The sequence below is a fragment of the Pengzhenrongella sicca genome (assembly GCF_017569225.1).
In the GTDB taxonomy this organism is placed as follows: domain Bacteria; phylum Actinomycetota; class Actinomycetes; order Actinomycetales; family Cellulomonadaceae; genus Pengzhenrongella; species Pengzhenrongella sicca.
In genome coordinates, this window is the sequence record NZ_CP071868.1 from 1,306,845 (window position 1) to 1,325,070 (window position 18,226).

General features: G+C 73.5%; 18 protein-coding genes. 13 read left to right on the plus strand and 5 right to left on the minus strand.

What is annotated here, in order from left to right; all coding sequences use genetic code 11:
- Nucleotide 1: 1 nt before the first annotated feature.
- The gene (locus tag J4E96_RS05955; protein ID WP_227424851.1) at nt 2–1,093 is read right to left on the minus strand and encodes a putative F420-0 ABC transporter substrate-binding protein; all 1,092 of its coding nucleotides are present in this window, start codon (nt 1,091–1,093) and stop codon (nt 2–4) included.
- 329 nt (nt 1,094–1,422) lie between these two features.
- Between J4E96_RS05955 and J4E96_RS05960 the strand changes: the two genes are divergently transcribed.
- Nucleotides 1,423–2,385, plus strand: coding sequence for an aminoglycoside phosphotransferase family protein (locus J4E96_RS05960; protein ID WP_227424852.1), 963 nt, complete (start codon nt 1,423–1,425; stop codon nt 2,383–2,385).
- A 67-nt stretch (nt 2,386–2,452) separates the two neighbouring features.
- Here J4E96_RS05960 and J4E96_RS05965 read toward each other — a convergent pair whose 3' ends face one another.
- From J4E96_RS05965 to J4E96_RS05980, 4 genes are read right to left on the minus strand one after another with little or no spacing between them, the layout of a single operon-like run.
- Nucleotides 2,453–3,226 (minus strand): SCO1664 family protein, encoded by a 774-nt coding sequence (locus J4E96_RS05965; protein WP_227424853.1) that lies wholly within the window; start codon nt 3,224–3,226, stop codon nt 2,453–2,455.
- Nucleotides 3,223–3,786 (minus strand): DUF3090 domain-containing protein, encoded by a 564-nt coding sequence (locus J4E96_RS05970; RefSeq protein ID WP_227424854.1) that lies wholly within the window; start codon nt 3,784–3,786, stop codon nt 3,223–3,225. The genes J4E96_RS05965 and J4E96_RS05970 overlap by 4 nt, the downstream gene beginning before the upstream one ends.
- 9 nt (nt 3,787–3,795) lie before the next feature.
- The gene (locus J4E96_RS05975; RefSeq protein WP_227424855.1) at nt 3,796–4,515 is read right to left on the minus strand and encodes an MSMEG_4193 family putative phosphomutase; all 720 of its coding nucleotides are present in this window, start codon (nt 4,513–4,515) and stop codon (nt 3,796–3,798) included.
- Nucleotides 4,516–4,543: 28 nt separating this feature from the next.
- Complete coding sequence (locus J4E96_RS05980) at nt 4,544–5,926, minus strand: aminotransferase-like domain-containing protein (protein ID WP_227424856.1); 1,383 nt, start codon at nt 5,924–5,926, stop codon at nt 4,544–4,546.
- Nucleotides 5,927–6,092: 166 nt separating this feature from the next.
- On the opposite strand from J4E96_RS05980, the gene J4E96_RS05985 reads away from it, so the two are divergent.
- The 12 genes from J4E96_RS05985 to J4E96_RS06040 all read left to right on the plus strand — a co-directional run bounded on the left by J4E96_RS05985 (nt 6,093) and on the right by J4E96_RS06040 (nt 18,181).
- A complete protein-coding gene (locus J4E96_RS05985) occupies nt 6,093–6,941 on the plus strand; it encodes a nitrilase-related carbon-nitrogen hydrolase (protein WP_227424857.1) in 849 nt (282 codons plus the stop codon).
- On the plus strand, nt 6,938–8,353 hold the full coding sequence (gene hydA / locus J4E96_RS05990) for a dihydropyrimidinase (protein WP_227424858.1): 1,416 nt from the start codon (nt 6,938–6,940) through the stop codon (nt 8,351–8,353). The genes J4E96_RS05985 and hydA overlap by 4 nt, the downstream gene beginning before the upstream one ends.
- Before the next feature lie 49 nt (nt 8,354–8,402).
- Nucleotides 8,403–9,434, plus strand: coding sequence for a TIGR03842 family LLM class F420-dependent oxidoreductase (locus J4E96_RS05995; RefSeq protein WP_227424859.1), 1,032 nt, complete (start codon nt 8,403–8,405; stop codon nt 9,432–9,434).
- Nucleotides 9,431–10,297 (plus strand): ABC transporter permease, encoded by an 867-nt coding sequence (locus J4E96_RS06000; RefSeq protein WP_227424860.1) that lies wholly within the window; start codon nt 9,431–9,433, stop codon nt 10,295–10,297. Before J4E96_RS05995 ends, J4E96_RS06000 begins: the two co-directional genes overlap by 4 nt.
- A complete protein-coding gene (locus J4E96_RS06005) occupies nt 10,294–11,142 on the plus strand; it encodes an ABC transporter ATP-binding protein (protein WP_227424861.1) in 849 nt (282 codons plus the stop codon). Before J4E96_RS06000 ends, J4E96_RS06005 begins: the two co-directional genes overlap by 4 nt.
- Entirely contained in the window at nt 11,139–11,906 is a 768-nt protein-coding gene (locus J4E96_RS06010; protein ID WP_227424862.1) for an ABC transporter permease, read from the plus strand. The genes J4E96_RS06005 and J4E96_RS06010 overlap by 4 nt, the downstream gene beginning before the upstream one ends.
- A gap of 111 nt (nt 11,907–12,017) precedes the next feature.
- Nucleotides 12,018–13,181, plus strand: coding sequence for an ABC transporter substrate-binding protein (locus J4E96_RS06015; RefSeq protein WP_227424863.1), 1,164 nt, complete (start codon nt 12,018–12,020; stop codon nt 13,179–13,181).
- Between the two features lie 113 nt (nt 13,182–13,294).
- A complete protein-coding gene (locus J4E96_RS06020; RefSeq protein WP_406620391.1) occupies nt 13,295–14,677 on the plus strand; it encodes an aspartate aminotransferase family protein in 1,383 nt (460 codons plus the stop codon).
- Nucleotides 14,674–15,444 carry an SDR family oxidoreductase gene (locus J4E96_RS06025; protein ID WP_227424864.1) on the plus strand — a complete coding sequence of 257 codons (771 nt, stop codon included), beginning with the start codon at nt 14,674–14,676 and terminating at the stop codon, nt 15,442–15,444. The genes J4E96_RS06020 and J4E96_RS06025 overlap by 4 nt, the downstream gene beginning before the upstream one ends.
- Before the next feature lie 52 nt (nt 15,445–15,496).
- Complete coding sequence (locus J4E96_RS06030; RefSeq protein ID WP_227424865.1) at nt 15,497–17,056, plus strand: CoA-acylating methylmalonate-semialdehyde dehydrogenase; 1,560 nt, start codon at nt 15,497–15,499, stop codon at nt 17,054–17,056.
- 30 nt (nt 17,057–17,086) lie between these two features.
- Nucleotides 17,087–17,608 (plus strand): phosphoribosyltransferase, encoded by a 522-nt coding sequence (locus J4E96_RS06035; RefSeq protein ID WP_227424866.1) that lies wholly within the window; start codon nt 17,087–17,089, stop codon nt 17,606–17,608.
- Between the two features lie 93 nt (nt 17,609–17,701).
- On the plus strand, nt 17,702–18,181 hold the full coding sequence (locus tag J4E96_RS06040) for a CoA-binding protein (protein ID WP_227424867.1): 480 nt from the start codon (nt 17,702–17,704) through the stop codon (nt 18,179–18,181).
- Nucleotides 18,182–18,226 lie beyond the last annotated feature (45 nt).

Sequence of the window (18,226 nt, forward strand, 5' to 3'; positions counted from 1 at the left end):
CTCAGCCCGCCGGGGTGAGCGTGGCGAGCTGCTCGGACAGGCTCACGACGGCGTCGGCGTTGCGGACGCCCGCCTCGGCCGCGGGGAACGGCACCGTGAGGTAGCGGTGCTCGCGCACCGCGGTGAGCTGGCTCGTCGCGGGGTTCGCCTCGAGCAGCTCGATCTTCTTCGCCGCGGTGTTCCAGCTCGCGTCGACCAGCACGATGACGTCGGGATCGGCGGCCACGACCTGCTCCCAGCCGGCCGAGGTCCAGGTGTCGTGCACGTCCGCGAAGATGTTGGTGAGCCCGGCGGCCGCCAGGATCATCTGCGGCGCGCCGATGCCCGCGCCGACGTACGGGGTGTCCGTGCCGGAGCTGTACCAGAGCGCGGTCGTCGGCTCGGCCGGCGGCTCGACCGCGGCGAGCTGGGCCTCCTGCGCGGCGATGAGCTCCTCGGCGCGGTCGGTGACCCCGAAGAGGTCGGCGACCTCGCGGATCTCGTCGAACACGCCGTCGAACGTGAGCGGGTCGGGCTTGTAGCCCTCTTCCTTGCACGCGGCGGGGGAGACGTACGTGCCGATGCCGAGCCCGGCGAGCTCGGCCCGGTCGCCCGCGCCGTCGGCGGAGAAGTTGGACTCCCAGCCGGCATAGACGAAGTCGGGCGCGACCTCGAGCAGCGCCTCCTTGCCGGGGACCTGCTCCGACAGCACGGTGAGGTCGGCGGCGTCGGCCTCGTAGTCCGCCGGCACGGGGCCGTCCGCGAAGGCGGTGCCGACGATCGAGTCGCCGAGGCCGAGCGCGAGCAGCATCTCGGTCGACGTCGACTTGATCGTCACGACCTTCGTCGGGGGAGCCGTGACCGTGACCTCGGTGCCGCAGTTGTCGACGGTGACGGGGGTGAACGTCGCCGCGACGGCCGACGCGTCCGGGGTCGGGGACGTCTCGCCCGAGGCGGACGAGCACCCGGCGACCGCGATGGCGACGGCCGCGGCCGCGACGCCGGCCGACCAGCGCCGGGCGGCGCGGTGGGCCCTGCGGTGGGCGGTGCGCTCGGCGTCGGCGGTGCGCGCACGGCCGGTGCCGCGTGCGGGGGCGGGGCGAGGGGGCGTCATGGGGGAGCTCCTGCGGGGACGTGGCGGGCACCGGCGAGCGCGTGGTGCGCACCGGTGGGCGTCGAGGATGACGAAGGTCGGGCGCACGTCGCACCTGCGGACTCGCCGCCCAAGTCAGGGCGGCACCGCCGGGCCAAGTCGGGGCCGGGGTCCGTGCGGTCACCCTATCCCCGCGCCGCGACTGCCCGCGTTGCGCCTGCCGCTGCCGCCCCCGGCGAACTGGGAGTTGTGGCACGCCCGGTGGCGTGAGAGCGACCACGTCTCCCAGCTCGCCGAGTGAGATGGCGGCTTGCGCCTGACGGCCGGCGCCGGCGTGCGATGCTCGGGCGATGACGTCCGTGCCGGGGGGGCTTCGGCGCTCCGTTGCGGGCGCCGAGGGCGGCGACGCGTGGCTCCAGGCGCTCCCGGACCTGGTGGTCCGCGCGGTTGAGCGCTGGCAGCTCGTCCTCGGCCCGCCGTTCGAGGACGGCATGGCGGCGTGGACCGCCCCGGTGCGGACCTCGACCGGCGTCGCGGCGGTGCTGAAGATCTCCTATCCTCACCTCGAGGCGCGGTACGAGGCGGCGGCGCTGCGGGCGTGGGCCGGCAGCGGCGCGGTGCGGATCCTCGACGCGCACGCCGGCGACTGGGCGCTGCTGCTCGCGCGCTGCACGCCCGGCGGCTCGCTGCGCGAGGCGCGGCCCGACGGCCTCGAGCAGGTCCGGATCGGCGCCGAGCTGATGCAGCGGATGGCCGCGCGCGAGGTGCCGGCCGGCGCGCCGTTCCCCGCCCTGGAGCGGGTCGCGGCCGGGCTCGCCGACCTCGCGAGCGAGCGGATCGAGCGGTTCGTCGGCTCGGCGCCGATCCCGCTGGACCGGGGCCTGCTCGAGCACGGCGTCGACCTCCTGCGCACCCTGCCGCTCGACGCCCCGCGCGTCGGGCTCGCGCACGGCGACCTCAACCCCGGCAACATCCTGCGCGACGGCTCGGGTGGCGCGGCGCGCTGGGTCGCGATCGACCCCAAGGCGGTGTTCGGCGACCTCGCGTGGGATCCGTGGCCCCTGATCACGCAGGTCGGCGACTGGACGGCAGCCGTGACGCCCGCGGTCGAGCTGGTGGCGCGAACCCGCCTGCTGGCCGACCTGACGGGCCTCGACCCCGCGCGGGTCGCGGCCTGGTCGACCGCCCGCGGGGTCGAGTCAGCGCTGTGGGCCGCGAGCCGGGGCTGGTGGACGGGCTTCAGAGGCGCCGACGGCGACCTCGCCCGCGCCCGCGCGTGGGCGAACGCGGCGACGATGCTCGGCGCCGGCTGAGCCGGCGCTCCTGAGCCGACGCCGCTCAGCCGACGCCGCTCAGCCGACGCCGCTCAGCCGACGCCGCTCAGAAGAACGGCCACGGGAACGCGGGCATCGCGCCCTCGGGGCCGGGGAAGCGACCCGAGGCGAGCAGCCGGTCGCAGCGGGCGGCGAGGGCGACCAGCTCCTCCTCGCTGAGCAGCCCGGACAGGCGTCGGCCGAGGTCGCCGTCCAGGTCCGCGCGGACCCTCTCCACCCCCGCCAGCTCGCCGGGGCGCAGCGCCTCGCCCACCCATCCCCACAGGACCGTGCGCAGCTTGTGCTCCACGTGGAAGGTGACGCCGTGGTCCACCCCGTAGCGGTGGCCGTCGGGCATCGGGAGGATGTGGCCGCCCTTGCGGTCGGCGTTGTTGACGACGACGTCGAACACGGCCATCCGGCGCAGCTCGGCGGAGTCCTCGTGGATGAGGGCCACCGGTCGGTCCTGCTCGTCCCTGCCCTGAAACACGGCGCGCCAGCCGTCCGGCGGCACGGCGGCCGCCGGGACGACGTCGATCGGGTCCTGGTCGCGGTCCGGGTCCTGCCAGAGCTGCACCATGCCCGGCCCGTGCGGCCCGTCGCGCAGGCAGGTGACCGGCACGACGTTCCACCCGAGCGCCTCGGAGACCAGGTGCGCCGCCGACTCGCGGCGTGCGAGGGACCCGTCCGGGAAGTCCCACAGGGGTTGCTCGCCGGCGACCGGCTTGTAGACGACCATCAGCGGCCCGATGCGGCCGACGAACGTCGCGTTCGACGCGGTGGCGATGCGCCCGACGAGCGCGAGCTCACCGGCGGCGAGGTCGACCTCGCCGGAGGTCACGACGGGTCGGGCGGGCCGCAGACGTGGCCGTCCTCATCGATCGGCTGCCCGCAGCGCGGGCACGCGGGTCGCCCCGACCGGACGACCTGCCGGGTGCGCTGGACGAAGGCCCGCGCGGTCCCCACGGGCATCCGGACGAGCAGCACCTCGCTCGGTTCGGCGGTGTCGAGGCCAGGTGCGGATTCCTCGGGGCCCTCGTCGTCGGCGAGGTCGAGCGGGTACGCCTCGAGGACGACCTGCGCGGTCGTGGGGTCCCAGCCCAGCCGGATGGACCCGGTGCGGAACTGCTCCTCGACGGGCTGGTCCAAAGGCTCGTTGTCGACGAGCTCGGCGGGCGTCTGGGCGGGCACGCTGTAGCGGTTGCCGTCGTCGGCCATCAGCGCGTCGAGCATCTCGTCGATCTTCTCGGCGAGCAGCTGGGACTGCTGCTTCTCCAGCGCGACGCTGGCGCTTCGCGCGCCGTCGCGCACCTGCAGGTAGAAGGTGCGCGATCCGGGGCGGCCGACCGTGCCGACGACGACGCGGTCGGGCCAGGCGAACTCGTGGACGAGGGCGGGCATGCACCCATTTTAGGAGGTGGCGCGCTCCGCGTCGTCCGGAACGGACCCGGGGCCGGCCCCGCCGCCGACCGGCGCGTCGGCGACCGGGCCGAGGGTGCGCAGCCACGACAGGTCGTGGAACTGCGTGTTCGTGGCCACGACCTCGGGTCGGCTGGTCCCGTACCGCACGATCGAGACGGACGCGGGGCTGGCGTGCAGGCGCTGGAAGTTGTCCAGGTCCAGGCCGAGCGCGTCGGCCACGATGGCCTTGATGATGTCGCCGTGGGCGACCGCGACCCACACGGAGCCCGCGCCGTGCTCCGCCTCGAGCGCGGCGTCGTGGCGCGCGATGGCGGCCACGGATCGCGCCTGCATCGCCGCCATCGACTCGCCGCCCGGGAACTCGGCCGCCGAAGGCCTGGTCTGGACGACCGACCACAGCGGCTCGCGCGCGAGCTCGCTCAGCGCCCGGCCCTGCCACTGCCCGTAGTCGCACTCGGTCAGGTCGGCCTCCAGCTCGATCACCGGCGGGTTCGCCTGGTGCGCCAGGATGAGCTGCGCCGTCTGCTGGCAGCGCTCGAGGGGGCTCGACACCACGGCGACCAGCGGCACCACCGCGAGTCGACGCGCGGTCCGCGCGGACTGCTCGCGCCCGACGACGTCGAGGCTCACCCCCGCGGCCCGCCCGGCCAAGATGCCCGCGGAGTTGGCGCTGGTACGACCGTGCCGGACGAGGATGACTGTGGCCATGCCCGGAGCCTAGGCAGTCGCGGCGCCCCTACGGGGCCGCGGCGAGGGCGAGCAGCCGCGCCACGGCGGCGACGTCGTCGCGCAGCAGGGCGACGGTGACGCGCACGTGCCCGCCCGGGCGGCCCGGCGTCGTCGGCGCGGGCTGGTCGGCCCGGGCTTGGAACGGACCTCCCGGCGCGACCCGGATCCCGGCCGCCGCGAGCCGGACCAGCGCCGTCGACTCGTCGTGCACCGGCACCCACAGGTTGATCCCGTCGCCCGGCTGCACGCTGAGCCCGTGGCCCGCGAGCGCGACGCACAGCGCCCGCTGGCGCGCGTAGTAGGCCCGGCGGGCCTCGGCGATCGAGTCCAGCGCCGCGCCGTCGGTGAGCAGGTCGACGAGCACGTGCTGCAGGAGCCGGCTGGTCCAGGCCGGGCCGAGCATCCGGCGCGCGACGAGCCGGTCGAGCACCGGCGCCGGGCCGCCGACGGCCGCGATGCGCAGATCGGGTCCGTGCGACTTCGAGAAGGAGCGCACGTGCACCACGCGCCCGGGCAGCCAGGTCCCCAGGCTCACCGGCCGCGCGGAGGAGATCTCGCCCGAGTGGTCGTCCTCGATCACGAGCACGTCGCGTTCGGTCCCGAGCCGGCGGACGACGGCGGCCAGCTCGCGGGCGCGCGTCGACGTGAGGCTCACCCCGGTCGGGTTGTGCGCGCGGGGCTGCAGGACGACGACGCCGGCGCCCGCCCGGAGCGCGGCGGCCAGCGCGTCCGGGCGCATGCCGTGGCGGTCGATCGGGACGGGGATCCGCTCGAGGCCGAGCTGCTCGACGAGGTCGAACACCGGCGGGAACCCGGGGTCCTCGACGGCGACGCGATCCCCGAAGCCGGCGACCTGCTCGAGCGTGCGGCCCAGCGCGTCCATCGCGCCGTCGACGACGGTGATCCGCGCGGGGACGAACGGCCACGACGCGCGCAGCAGGGCCTCGAGGGCGGGGATCGTGGGGGAGGAGACGTACGTGTCGGTGTCGGCGGCCGGCATGCGCGCCGCGACGCGCGCGAGCGCCGGCCCGAGCGCGGGCAGCAGCGTCGGGTCCGGCGTGCCGGTCGACAGGTCCAGGCGCGGCGCGCGCGTGCGGGTCGCGCCGGGGGCCGGCTCGCCGGCGAGGTCGCGGTAGCTCGGCGGCAACCACCCGGCGGGCTCGGGCAGCACGTAGGTGCCTGCGCGGCCGCGCGAGACCACCAGCCCGACGGCGGACAGCGCCTGCCACGCGCCGCTCACCGTCGCTGGGCTCACGGCGAGCTCGGCCGCGAGCTCCCGCACCGTCGGCAGCCGGTCGCCGGGCCTGAGCTCGCCGGACCGGACCAGGCGCGCGATCGCCGCCGCGATGCCGCGCGGGCTGCGGTCCTCGACGTGCGCGGCGAGCTCCATCTGGTCATCGTGCGCGGTGGCGGCCCGGTTTGGGGTAGCGGGCCGGGCGTCGGCGCGCCACGCTCGGACTTGTTTACCCGCGCGACACCCTGGCCGCGTCAGGGGAAACACCACAGAAATGTTCAACCGCCAGAGTCACATTCCACACCCCAGCACCGGAGGATCCATGACTGTCGTACGAGTCGCTCTCACGCAGGCCACGTGGACCGGTGACAAGGAGTCGATGATCGCGCTGCATGAGGGCTTCGCGCGGACCGCGGCGGCGCAGGGCGCCCAGGCGATCGCGTTCCAGGAGCTGTTCTACGGTCCGTACTTCGGCATCACGCAGGACCCGAAGTACTACGAGTACGCGGAGTCCGTCCCCGGCCCCACGACCGACCGCTTCGCGGCGCTCGCCAAGGAGCTCGGGATGGTCATCATCTTGCCGGTGTACGAGGAGGACCAGCCCGGCGTGCTCTACAACACCGTGGCGGTGCTCGACGCCGACGGCTCCTACCTCGGCAAGTACCGCAAGCACCACATCCCGCACCTGCCCAAGTTCTGGGAGAAGTTCTACTTCCGCCCCGGCAACCTCGGCTGGCCGATCTTCGAGACCGCGATCGGCAAGGTCGGCATCACCATCTGCTATGACCGGCACTTCCCGGAGGGTTGGCGCACGCTGGGCCTGAACGGCGCCGAGATCGTGTTCAACCCCAACGCCACGGCGCCCGGGATCTCGAACAAGCTCTGGCAGATCGAGCAGCCGGCGGCCGCGGTCGCGAACGGCTACTTCGTCGTCGCGACCAACCGCGTCGGCCTCGAGGACAACGAGTACGGCGACGAGGCGGTCAACTTCTACGGCAGCTCGTACGTCGTCGGGCCCGACGGGGAGTTCGTCGGCGACGTCGGCTCGACGACCGAGACCCAGGTGTTCGTCCGGGACATCGACCTCGACCAGATCCGGGTCGTGCGCGAGCGCTGGCAGTTCTACCGCGATCGCCGCCCGGACGCCTACGGACCGATCGTGGCGCCATGAAGACGCTCATCACGGGCGGCACGGTCGTCAACGCGACCGGTCGCGGCGCGGCGGACGTCCTCCTGGACGGCGAGACGATCGCGGCCCTCATCGCGCCCGGGTCGACGGCGCTCGGCGTCGACCTCGCTGCGCACGTCGACCGCGTGATCGATGCGACGGGCAAGTACGTCATCCCGGGCGGCATCGACGCGCACACCCACATGGAGATGCCGTTCGGCGGCACCTTCGCGGCCGACACGTTCGAGACCGGCACGCGCGCGGCCGCGTGGGGCGGCACGACGACGATCGTCGACTTCGTGGTCCAGTACGCGGGCGAGAACCCCCTCGACCAGTACGCCGCCTGGCACGCGAAGGCGGCCGGGAACTGCGCGATCGACTACGGCTTCCACCAGATCCTGTCGGACGTCCAGGACTCGTCGCTGCACGCGATGGACGAGCTCGTCGCGGAGGGCGTGACCAGCTTCAAGCTGTTCATGGCCTACAAGGGCGTCTTTCTCTCGGACGACGGGCAGATCGTCAAGGCCATGCAGCGGGCCGCGAGCAACGGCTCGATGATCATGATGCACGCGGAGAACGGCAGCGTGATCGACCTGCTCGTGCAGCAGTCGCTCGCGCGCGGCGAGACCGACCCGATCTACCACGGCCTGACCCGGCCGTGGCAGGCGGAGGAGGAGGCCACCCACCGGGCGATCATGCTCGCGAACCTCACCGGTGCGCCGCTGTACGTCGTGCACGTGTCCGCCAAGCAGGCCGCCGAGCAGATCGCGCGGGCCCGCGACACCGGGCAGAACGTCTTCGGCGAGACGTGCCCGCAGTACCTGTACCTCTCGCTCGAGGAGCAGCTCGGCGCGCCAGGCTTCGAGGGCGCCAAGTGGGTGTGCTCGACGCCGCTGCGCTCGCGGGCCGAGCACCACCAGGACCACATGTGGCGTGCGCTGCGGACCAACGACCTCCAGGTCGTCTCGACCGACCACTGCCCGTTCTGCATGACCCAGAAGCAGCTGGGGCTCGGCGACTTCTCGAAGATCCCCAACGGCATCGGTTCGGTCGAGCACCGGCTCGACCTGCTGTACCAGGGCGTCGTCACGGGCGAGATCAGCCTCGAGCGCTGGGTCGAGATCTGCTCGACGACGCCGGCGCGGATGTTCGGGCTGTACGGCCGCAAGGGCGTGCTCGCGCCGGGCGCCGACGCCGACGTCGTCATCTACGACCCGAACGGGCACACCTCGATCGGGCTCGGCAAGACCCACCACATGAACATGGACTACTCGCCGTGGGAGGGCTTCGAGATCGACGGCCACGTCGACACGGTGCTCTCGCGCGGCGAGCTCCTCATCGGCGACGGCGAGTACCACGGCCGCGCCGGGCACGGCCGGTACGTCAAGCGCGAGCTGTCCCAGTACCTGATCTGAGTTTCGGTACCTGACCTGAGTTTCGCCGCACCGATCTAAGGAGCTCAGCATGGAGTTCGGAGTCGTCCTCCAGACGAACCCCCCGGCCGCCCGCACGATCGAGCTCGCGCGGCAGGCGGAGACTCACGGCTTCGACTACGTGTGGACCTTCGACTCGCACCTGCTGTGGCAGGAGCCGTTCGTGATCTACTCGGCGATCCTCGCGGCCACCCGCAAGGTCATGGTCGGGCCGATGGTCACCAACCCGGCCACCCGGGACTGGACCGTCACGGCGTCGCTGTTCGCGACCCTCAACGAGATGTACGGCAACCGGACGGTGTGCGGCATCGGCCGCGGCGACTCGGCGGTGCGCACCCTCAACGGGCGCCCGTCGAACCTCGCCACGCTCCGCGAGGCGATCCACGTCATCCGCGAGCTCGCGAACGACCGCTCGGTCGAGGTGAACGACCGGACGCTGCGGTTCCCCTGGAGCAAGGGGTCCGCGCTCGAGGTGTGGGTCGCCGCCTACGGCCCGCTCGCGCTCAAGCTCACCGGGGAGGTGGGGGACGGGTTCATCCTGCAGCTCGCCGACCCCGACATCGCCGAGTGGACCATCAAGGTGGTCCGCGACGCGGCCGAGAAGGCCGGCCGGGACCCGGCCGCGGTGAAGTTCTGCGTCGCCGCGCCGATGTACGTCGGCGACGGGCAGTCGCCCGCCGAGCGCGCGCACATGCGCGAGCAGTGCCGGTGGTTCGGCGGCATGGTCGGCAACCACGTCGCCGACATCGTCACGAAGTACGGCGCCGGCTCGACGATCCCGACGGCCTTGACGGACTACATCGCGGGGCGCCAGGGGTACGACTACAACGAGCACGGCCGGGCCGGGAACACGCACGCGTCCTTCGTCCCCGACGAGATCGTCGAGCGCTTCTGCCTGCTCGGCAGCCCCGCCGAGCACGTCGAGAAGCTCACGGCGCTGCGCGAGCTCGGCGTGACCCAGTTCGCGGGCTACCTCCAGCACGACAACAAGGAGCAGACGCTGCGGATGTACGGCGAGCGGGTCATCCCGGCGATGGCCGAGACGGTCGTGGCCACCATATGAGGCTCGCCCGCCGGGTCGGGGTCGGGCTGCTCGCGGTCGTGCTCGCGTGCGCGCTGTGGGAGCTCTACAAGCTGGTCGGCCCCGACGCCGGCGGGCACGTGCTGGGCGCGAGCGTCCTGCCGCGCGCCGAGGACCGGGCGATGCCCCACGTGTGGGACGTCGTCGGGCGCATGCTCGAGCCGGAGAGCTCGGCCGCCGGCTCGCCGTCCGTCGCGGTGGCGATGCTCTCCGCGTGCTGGTTCACGCTGCGCGTCGCGCTGGCTGGCTGGCTCGCCGGCGTCGTCGCGGGCTTCGGCCTCGCCGTCGCGATGCAGCGCTCGCGCCTGACCGAGGCGGCCGTCTTCCCGTGGGTCGTGCTCAGCCAGACGGTGCCGCTGATCGCGCTCGCCCCGCTCGTGGTCGGCTGGGGCGGCAAGATCCAGATCGGCTCGTTCTCGTGGGAGCGGCCGATGTCCGTCGCGCTGATCGCGTCCTACCTCGCGTTCTTCCCGGTGGCGGTCGGGGCGCTGCGCGGGCTGCAGTCGCCCGACGCCGCGCACGTCGAGCTGTTCCGCGCGCAGGCGGCGAGCTGGTGGCACACCTTCCGGTTCCTGCGGCTGCCCGCGAGCGTGCCGTACCTGCTGCCCGCGCTGCGCCTGGGTGCCGCGACCGCCGTCGTCGGCGCGATCGTCGCGGAGGTGTCCACCGGCACCAAGGGCGGCATCGGTCGCCTGATCATCGCGTACGCCCAGGCCGCGAGCGGCGACCCCGCCAAGCCCTGGGCGGCGATCGTCGGCGCCGCGCTGCTCGGCCTCGTCGCCGCCGGCCTCGTCTCCCTGCTCGGGCTCGGCCTGGGCCGCTACCGCCACACGGAGGTCTCATGAGCACGCCCGCATCCCCGCCCGCCGGGCAGTTCGACCAGGCGGCCGTCGCCGTCCGGGCGCGCGGCGTCGGCAAGGTGTTCCGCTCCTCGGCGGGCGAGGTCAGCGCGCTCGACGGCATCGACCTGACCGTCTCGGCGGGCGAGTTCGTCGCGCTCATCGGCCCGTCCGGCTGCGGCAAGTCGACGCTGCTGCGCCTGATCGCCGACCTCGACGCGCCGACGTCGGGCGAGCTCACGGTATTCGGCAAGTCCCCGCGCGCGGCGCGCGAGGCGCAGGACTACGGCATCGCGTTCCAGCAGGCCGGCCTGCTGCCGTGGCGGACGGTCCGCGGCAACATCGAGCTGCCCCTCGAGCTGCACGGCGTCGGCAAGGGCGGCCGCGCCGCGCGGTCGGCCGAGCTGCTCGACCTCGTCGGCCTCGCGGAGTTCGCCGACCACTTCCCGCACCAGCTCAGCGGCGGCATGCAGCAGCGGGTCGCGATCGCGCGCTCGCTCGCCGAGCAGCCGAGCCTGCTGCTCATGGACGAGCCCTTCGGCGCGCTCGACGAGATGACGCGCGAACGCATGCAGACCGAGCTGGTCCGGATCTGCCGCGAGAGCCAGGCCGCCGTCGTCTTCGTGACCCACTCGATCCCGGAGGCGGTGTTCCTGGCCGACCGCGTGGTCGTGATGTCGCCGCGGCCGGGCCGGATCAGCGAGGTGGTTCCCGTCGAGCTCGCCCGCGCCGCCGAGCGCGGCGACGACCTCCGCGAGGACGCGACCTTCTTCGCCGCCGTGACCCGCGTGCGCGAGGCGCTGCACGGCGGCTCCCCGGCCGTCGGCGCGCGCGGGGTGGACGTGCGATGAGGGGGGTCACCGGGGCGCTGCGGCAGTGGGCGCCGCCGCTCCTGCTCGGCCTGCTCGGCCTGCTGGCGTGGCAGGCGCTCGTCGTCGGCGCCGACCTCAAGCCGTACCTGCTGCCCGCCCCGACCGCGATCGGCGAGCAGCTCGTGCTCGTCGCGCCCCTCGTGTGGACGGCCGGCCTCGCGACCGGCGCGAACGTGCTCGTCGGCATCGCGCTCGGCACGATCGTCGCGATCGTGGCCGCCGTGGCGGCGGCCCGCAGCTCGTTCGTGGACGAGCTGATGTCGCCGACGGCCGCAGCGGTGTCCGTGATGCCGATCGTCGCGCTCGCGCCCGCGCTCAACACCATGTTCGGGACGACGTCGACGACGCCGCGGCGGCTGATCGTCGCCGTGGTGGTGTTCGCGCCGGTGTTCGTCAACACGCTCCGCGGGCTGCGCCAGGTCCAGCCCGTGCACCGTGACCTCATGCGGGCGTACGCGGCGACCGCCGGCCAGCTCACGCGCCTGGTGACGATCCCCGGCGCGCTGCCGTTCCTGTTCACGGGCCTGCGGATCGCGTCGTCGACGGCCGTGATCGCGGCGATCGTGGCGGAGTACTTCGGCGGGCTCCAGAACGGGCTCGGCTCGCGCATCACCTCGGCCGCGGCCAACAGCGCGTACGGGCGCGCGTGGGCGTTCGTGCTCGGCGCGATCGTGCTCGGCCTGATCTTCTACCTCGCAACGCTTGCGCTCGAGCGCGCCGTCGCCCGCCGCCACGGCCGCTGAGCCGCCGGCTCGGACCCGCCGGCTCGGGCCCGCCCCCACCTGTCCACCTGCCACCGCTGCCAGGTCGGCTCTCCACAGCACCTCCCGCACCTACCGAGAAGAGGGAACACGATGAGGGATATCAGGAGGACCGCGCGCGGCGCGGCGGTCGTCGCCGTCGGGGCGGCGCTCGCGCTCACCGGGTGCAGCAGCAGCGATGACGCGGACGAGCCGGCGGCGAGCTCCGGGTCGGCGGCGGGCGAGCTGACGCCCGTCACGCTCCAGCTGCAGTGGTTCACCCAGGCGCAGTTCGCCGGCTATTACGCGGCGCTCGACCAGGGGTACTTCGAGGACGAGGGCCTCGACGTCGAGATCATCGAGGGCGGCGTCGACATCGTGCCGCAGTCCGTCCTCGCCGACGGCTCGGTCGACTTCGCGATCGCCTGGGTGCCGAAGGCGCTTGCCTCGCGCGAGCAGGGCGCGGGCATCACCGACGTCGCCCAGATCTTCCAGCGGTCCGGGACGCTGCAGGTCTCGTTCAAGGACAAGGCCATCACGACGGCCGCGGACCTCGAGGGCAAGAAGGTCGGCAACTGGGGCTTCGGCAACGAGTTCGAGCTCTTCGCGGGCATCACCGAGGCCGGGCTCGACCCCGCGACGGACGTGACCCTCGTGCAGCAGCAGTTCGACATGAACGCGCTGCTGTCGGGCGAGATCGACGCCGCCCAGGCAATGACGTACAACGAGTACGCGCAGGTGCTCGAGGCGGAGAACCCGGCGACGGGGGAGCTGTACACGGCCGACGACTTCAACGCCATCGACTGGAACGACGAGGGCACCGCGATGCTCCAGGACGCCGTCTGGGCCAACACCGAGCGGCTCGCGTCCGATGCGGACTACGAGGCGACGACCGTCAAGTTCCTCGCGGCGAGCCTCAAGGGCTGGATCTACGCGCGGGACAACCCGGAGGCGGCGCGCGACGCCGTCGTCGCCGCGGGCTCGCAGCTCGGCAACAGCCACCAGCTGTGGCAGACGAACGAGGTCAACAAGCTGATCTGGCCGTCCGCCGACGGCATCGGCCTGATCGACGCGGCCGCCTGGGACCAGACCGTCGACATCGCGCTGAACACCAAGAACGACCAGGGCGCGACGGTCATCACGGCGGCGCCGAGCGACGACGCCTACACCAACGAGTACGTGCAGCAGGCGCTCGACCAGCTCACCGAGGAGGGCCTCGACGTGACCGGCGAGTCGTTCGCCCCGATCGAGGTCACCCTGGAGCCGGGCGGCAGCTGACCGCCCGCCCGCTGTCCGCGGCGTCCGCGCCCGGTGGTGCCTCGGCGCCACCGGGTCTGGACGCGGCGGGGTCGTGACTGTTCTGTTCGGGGAGTTCTGAGAGGGTGGCAGGCATGACGCAGCTGAGTGACGAGAACCGGTTGGACGACGCGGGCACGGCGGGCACGGCGGGCACGAAGGGCCCGGCAAGCGCGGACGGGGCCCTGGCGCACGCGCTGGACCGGGCGCACGTGTTCCACTCCTGGTCGGCCCAGGCGGCGCTCGACCCGATCGCGATCGCGGGCGGGCTCGGGTCCCTCGTGTGGGACTTCGACGGCACCTCCTACCTGGACTTCGCCAGCCAGCTCGTCAACGTCAACATCGGGCACCGGCACCCGCGCGTGGTCGCGGCCATCCAGGCGCAGGCCGACGTGCTGCCGACGGTGGCCCCGGCGAACGCGAACCTCACGCGCGGCCAGGCGGCCAGCGCGATCGTCGGGCACGCCCCGGCCGGCATGAGCAAGGTGTTCTTCACCAACGGCGGCGCGGACGCCAACGAGAACGCGATCCGGCTCGCGCGGCTGCACACCGGTCGCGACAAGATCCTCTCGGCCTACCGCTCGTACCACGGCAACACCGGGGCGGCCGTCGTCGCGACAGGCGACTGGCGCCGCATCCCGAACGAGTTCGCGCGCGGGCACGTGCACTTCTTCGGGCCGTACCTGTACCGCTCCGAGTTCTGGGCCGCGAGCCCCGAGCAGGAGACCGAGCGCGCGCTGCGCCACCTCGAGCACGTGCTCCAGGCCGAGGGGCCGCAGTCCGTCGCGGCGATCCTGCTCGAGACCGTCGTGGGCACCGCCGGCGTCCTCGTCCCGCCGCCCGGGTACCTGCCCGGCGTGCGCGCGCTCGCGGACCGGTACGGCGTGCTGCTCATCCTCGACGAGGTGATGGCCGGGTTCGGCCGCACGGGCGCGTGGTTCGCGTTCGACCACTTCGACGTGACGCCCGACCTCATCACGTTCGCGAAGGGCGTCAACTCCGGCTACGTGCCGGTCGGCGGCGTCATCATCGCCGACCCGATCGCGGCGACCTTCGACCACCGCGTCTTCCCCGGCGGCCTGACCTACTCGGGGCACCCGCTCGCGATGGCCTCGATCGTCGCGACCCTCGACGCGATGGCGACCGAGGGGATCGTGGCCAACGCCGCCCGGATCGGCGCCGACCTGCTCGCGCCCGGCCTCGCGGACCTCGCGGCGCGGCACCGGTCGATCGGCGAGGTCCGGGGGCTCGGGGTGTTCTGGGCGCTCGAGCTCGTGACCGACCGCGCCACCCGCGAGCCCGTGCCCGCCGCGTTCATGGGCGCGCTCAAGGCCGAGCTCATGCGGCGACACCTGCTGCCGTTCCTCGCCGAGAACCGGATCCACGTCGTGCCGCCTTGCGTCGTCACGGACGACGAGGTCGCGCGCGCCCTGGCGATCTACGACGAGGCGCTCACGGTCGCCGAGGCGACGCTATGACGGCTGCCGTCGAGGCCACCACGCCGGCGCTGCGCGCGGTGGTGACGGGGGCGTCATCGGGCATCGGCGCCGCGACGGTGCGCTGGCTGCGCGCGGCGGGCTGGGACGTCGTCGCCGTCGCCCGCCGCGCCGACCGGCTGGCCGCGCTGGCCGCCGAGACCGGCGCCGTCGCGGTGGTCGCCGACGTGACGTCCGACGACGACGTCGCGCGCCTGGCCGCGCAGGTCACCGCCGGCGGCCCGGTGCACGCCCTCGTGAACATCGCGGGCGGCGCGCGCGGGACCCAGTCGGTCGCGGCGGCGTCGATCGCCGACTGGCAGGCGATGTTCGAGGTCAACGTGCTCGGCACGCTGCGCGTGACGACGGCGCTGCTGCCCGCGCTGACCGCGTCGGGCCGCGGCGACGTCGTCGTGCTCACCTCGACGGCGGCGCTCGACACCTACCCGGGCGGCGGCGGGTACGTCGCGGCCAAGCACGCCGAGCGGGCGATCGCGACGACGCTGCGGCTCGAGCTGATCGGCCAGCCCGTGCGCGTGATCGAGATCGCGCCCGGCATGGTGCAGACCGAGGAGTTCTCGCTGAACCGCTTCGGCGGCGACGCGGCCCGGGCGGCGGCCGTCTACGCGGGCGTCGACGCGCCGCTCACGGCGGCCGACGTCGCGGACACGATCGGCTGGACCCTGACCCGACCGCACCACGTGAACGTCGACCTGCTCGTGCTCCGACCGCGCGCGCAGGTCTCGAACACCCAGGTGGCACGGGCCTGACCCCCTCCCCACCGACTCCCGAACATCCCGAACCACCCGAAAGGCGCGAGCGATGAGCACGTCGATCTCCACGACCGAGCCCACGACCACGGCCGGCGCCGGGCCGGCCCCGATCCCGCACTGGATCGCAGGCGCGGCCGTCTACGCCGGTGCTGGTGACCCGACCGCGCCCGTGACGGACCCGGCGACCGGCCGGGTCTCGGGCGCGGTCCCGCTCGGCGAGTCCGCGGAGGTCGCCGCCGCCGTCGCCGCCGCAGCCGCGGCCTTCCCCGCGTGGCGCGACACGGCGCTGAGCCGCCGCGTCCAGGTGCTCTTCGCGTTCCGCGAGCTGCTCAACGCGCGCAAGGGCGAGCTCGCGGCGATCCTCACCGCCGAGCACGGCAAGGTGCTCGCCGACGCGATGGGCGAGGTCAGCCGCGGCCAGGAGGTCGTCGAGTTCGCGTGCGGCATCCCGCACCTGCTCAAGGGCGGGTACACCGAGAACGCCTCGACGAAGGTCGACGTGTACTCGATCCGGCAGCCGCTTGGCGTCGTCGGGATCATCAGCCCGTTCAACTTCCCGGCGATGGTGCCCATGTGGTTCTTCCCGATCGCGATCGCGGCGGGCAACACCGTCGTGCTCAAGCCCAGCGAGAAAGACCCGTCGGCGGCCGTCTGGATCGCCGCGCTGTGGCGCGAGGCGGGCCTGCCCGACGGCGTCTTCAACGTCGTGCACGGGGCCAAGGCGGCCGTCGATGCGCTGCTCGAGCACCCGGACGTCGCCTCGATCTCGTTCGTCGGCTCGACCCCGATCGCGCAGTACGTCTACGAGCAGGGCACCGCGGCGGGCAAGCGTGTGCAGGCGCTCGGCGGCGCGAAGAACCACATGCTCGTGCTGCCCGACGCCGACCTCGACCTGGCCGCCGACGCCGCGGTCAACGCGGGCTTCGGGTCGGCGGGGGAGCGCTGCATGGCGGTGTCCGCGCTGGTCGTGGTCGAGCCGGTCGCGGACGAGCTGATCGCGAAGATCACCGCGCGGATGGCGGGCCTGCGCACGGGCGACGGCGCGCTGCTGCGCGACGGCGTCGGCGCCGACATGGGGCCGCTCATCACCCGCGCGCACTGCGACAAGGTCGCCGCCTTCGTCGCCGCGGGCGAGGCGGAGGGCGCCGACCTCGTCGTCGACGGGCGCCCGATCGTGGCGGACGGTGACGCGGACGGGTTCTGGCTCGGCCCGACGCTGTTCGACCGCGTCACGCCGGCGATGTCGATCTACACCGAAGAGATCTTCGGCCCGGTGCTCTCGGTCGTGCGGGTGGATTCCTACGACGACGGCCTCGAGCTCATCAACGCCAGCCCGTACGGCAACGGCACCGCGATCTTCACCAACGACGGCGGCGCCGCGCGGCGCTTCCAGAACGAGGTGCAGGTCGGGATGGTCGGCATCAACGTGCCGGTGCCGGTGCCGATGGCGTACTACTCGTTCGGCGGCTGGAAGACGTCGCTCTTCGGCGACTCGCACGCGCACGGCGCGGAGGGGCTGCACTTCTTCACGCGCGGCAAGGTCGTGACCTCCCGCTGGCTCGACCCGAGCCACGGCGGCATCAACCTCGGCTTCCCCCAGAACAGCTGACCCGCGCGGGGGGCCGCTTAGGCTGGTTCGATGAGCAGCGCAGCGGGACTCGAGCAGGCGGCACCCGTGGACCCGCCCGTGGATCGTGAGGTCCTGGGGTGGGACGAGTTCGGCGCGGCCGCCCGCGAGCTCGCGCGGGCGGTGCTCGCCTCGGGCTTCGTGCCCGACGTCGTCGTCGCCATCGCGCGCGGCGGGCTGCTGCCCGGCGGCGCGATCGCGTACGCGCTCGGCACGAAGGCGGTCGGCACCCTGAACGTCGAGTTCTACACGGGCATCGACGAGCGGCTGGCCGACCCCGTCGTGCTTGCGCCGCTGCTCGACACGGCGGGCCTCGCCGGCCTGCGCTGCCTCGTGGTCGACGACGTCGCGGACACGGGCGAGACCCTCGCGCTCGTGCAGCGCCTCGTCGCGGTGCACTGCGCGCAGGTGCGCACCGCGGTGCTGTACGCCAAGCCGCACTCGATCGTGGCTCCGGACTTCGTCTGGCGCCGGACCGCGCGCTGGATCACGTTCCCGTGGTCCGCGCAGCCGCCGGTCACCGTCCAGCGGTAGCCGCGCGCTGAGGGACCTTCGCCCCTGGTTGCGGCCGCGCCCTGCACCGACCCTGGTGGGGAGCACGTTCGGGCCAGAGCACACGGAGCATCCATGCAGACCATGAAGGACGCAGCCACCGACTTCCTCGCGACCAAGCGGGTCGCCGTGACGGGGGTGTCGCGGACCGCGAAGGACCACGGCAGCAACGTCGTCTACCAGCGCCTGCGCGACCGGGGCTACGACGTCTTCGCGGTCAACCCGAACGCCGAGACCGTCGAGGGCGATCGCGCCTACCCGACCCTCGCGTCCATCCCCGGCGGCGTCGAGTCCGTCGTGATCGGGACCCGGCCCGAGACGGCCGACGTCACGATGGCCGAGTGCGCCGAGCTCGGGATCTCCCACGTGTGGATGCACCACTCGATCGGCGGCAGCAGCGTCTCGGCGACCGCCGTCGAGCTCGGCCGCGCCAACGGCATCACCGTGATCGCCGGCGGCTGCCCGCTCATGTTCGACCCGGCCGCCGACCTCGGCCACAAGTGCATGCGTGCGGTGCTGACCGCGACGGGCGTGGTGCCGCGCCACGTCGGCTGACCTTTGGCGTGACGCGGGGCCCGACGCGAGCCGGGCGCGCGCCTG

What these genes read in the sequence shown, in the direction of transcription:
- J4E96_RS05955 (WP_227424851.1), bottom strand. Translation starts at nt 1,093, where the DNA reads ATGACGCCCCCTCGCCCCGCCCCCGCACGCGGCACCGGCCGTGCGCGC.
- J4E96_RS05960 (WP_227424852.1), top strand. Translation starts at nt 1,423, where the DNA reads ATGACGTCCGTGCCGGGGGGGCTTCGGCGCTCCGTTGCGGGCGCCGAG.
- J4E96_RS05970 (WP_227424854.1), bottom strand. Translation starts at nt 3,786, where the DNA reads ATGCCCGCCCTCGTCCACGAGTTCGCCTGGCCCGACCGCGTCGTCGTC.
- J4E96_RS05975 (WP_227424855.1), bottom strand. Translation starts at nt 4,515, where the DNA reads ATGGCCACAGTCATCCTCGTCCGGCACGGTCGTACCAGCGCCAACTCC.
- J4E96_RS05980 (WP_227424856.1), bottom strand. Translation starts at nt 5,926, where the DNA reads ATGGAGCTCGCCGCGCACGTCGAGGACCGCAGCCCGCGCGGCATCGCG.
- J4E96_RS05985 (WP_227424857.1), top strand. Translation starts at nt 6,093, where the DNA reads ATGACTGTCGTACGAGTCGCTCTCACGCAGGCCACGTGGACCGGTGAC.
- hydA (WP_227424858.1), top strand. Translation starts at nt 6,938, where the DNA reads ATGAAGACGCTCATCACGGGCGGCACGGTCGTCAACGCGACCGGTCGC.
- J4E96_RS05995 (WP_227424859.1), top strand. Translation starts at nt 8,403, where the DNA reads ATGGAGTTCGGAGTCGTCCTCCAGACGAACCCCCCGGCCGCCCGCACG.
- J4E96_RS06000 (WP_227424860.1), top strand. Translation starts at nt 9,431, where the DNA reads ATGAGGCTCGCCCGCCGGGTCGGGGTCGGGCTGCTCGCGGTCGTGCTC.
- J4E96_RS06005 (WP_227424861.1), top strand. Translation starts at nt 10,294, where the DNA reads ATGAGCACGCCCGCATCCCCGCCCGCCGGGCAGTTCGACCAGGCGGCC.
- J4E96_RS06010 (WP_227424862.1), top strand. Translation starts at nt 11,139, where the DNA reads ATGAGGGGGGTCACCGGGGCGCTGCGGCAGTGGGCGCCGCCGCTCCTG.
- J4E96_RS06015 (WP_227424863.1), top strand. Translation starts at nt 12,018, where the DNA reads ATGAGGGATATCAGGAGGACCGCGCGCGGCGCGGCGGTCGTCGCCGTC.
- J4E96_RS06020 (WP_406620391.1), top strand. Translation starts at nt 13,295, where the DNA reads ATGACGCAGCTGAGTGACGAGAACCGGTTGGACGACGCGGGCACGGCG.
- J4E96_RS06025 (WP_227424864.1), top strand. Translation starts at nt 14,674, where the DNA reads ATGACGGCTGCCGTCGAGGCCACCACGCCGGCGCTGCGCGCGGTGGTG.
- J4E96_RS06030 (WP_227424865.1), top strand. Translation starts at nt 15,497, where the DNA reads ATGAGCACGTCGATCTCCACGACCGAGCCCACGACCACGGCCGGCGCC.
- J4E96_RS06035 (WP_227424866.1), top strand. Translation starts at nt 17,087, where the DNA reads ATGAGCAGCGCAGCGGGACTCGAGCAGGCGGCACCCGTGGACCCGCCC.
- J4E96_RS06040 (WP_227424867.1), top strand. Translation starts at nt 17,702, where the DNA reads ATGCAGACCATGAAGGACGCAGCCACCGACTTCCTCGCGACCAAGCGG.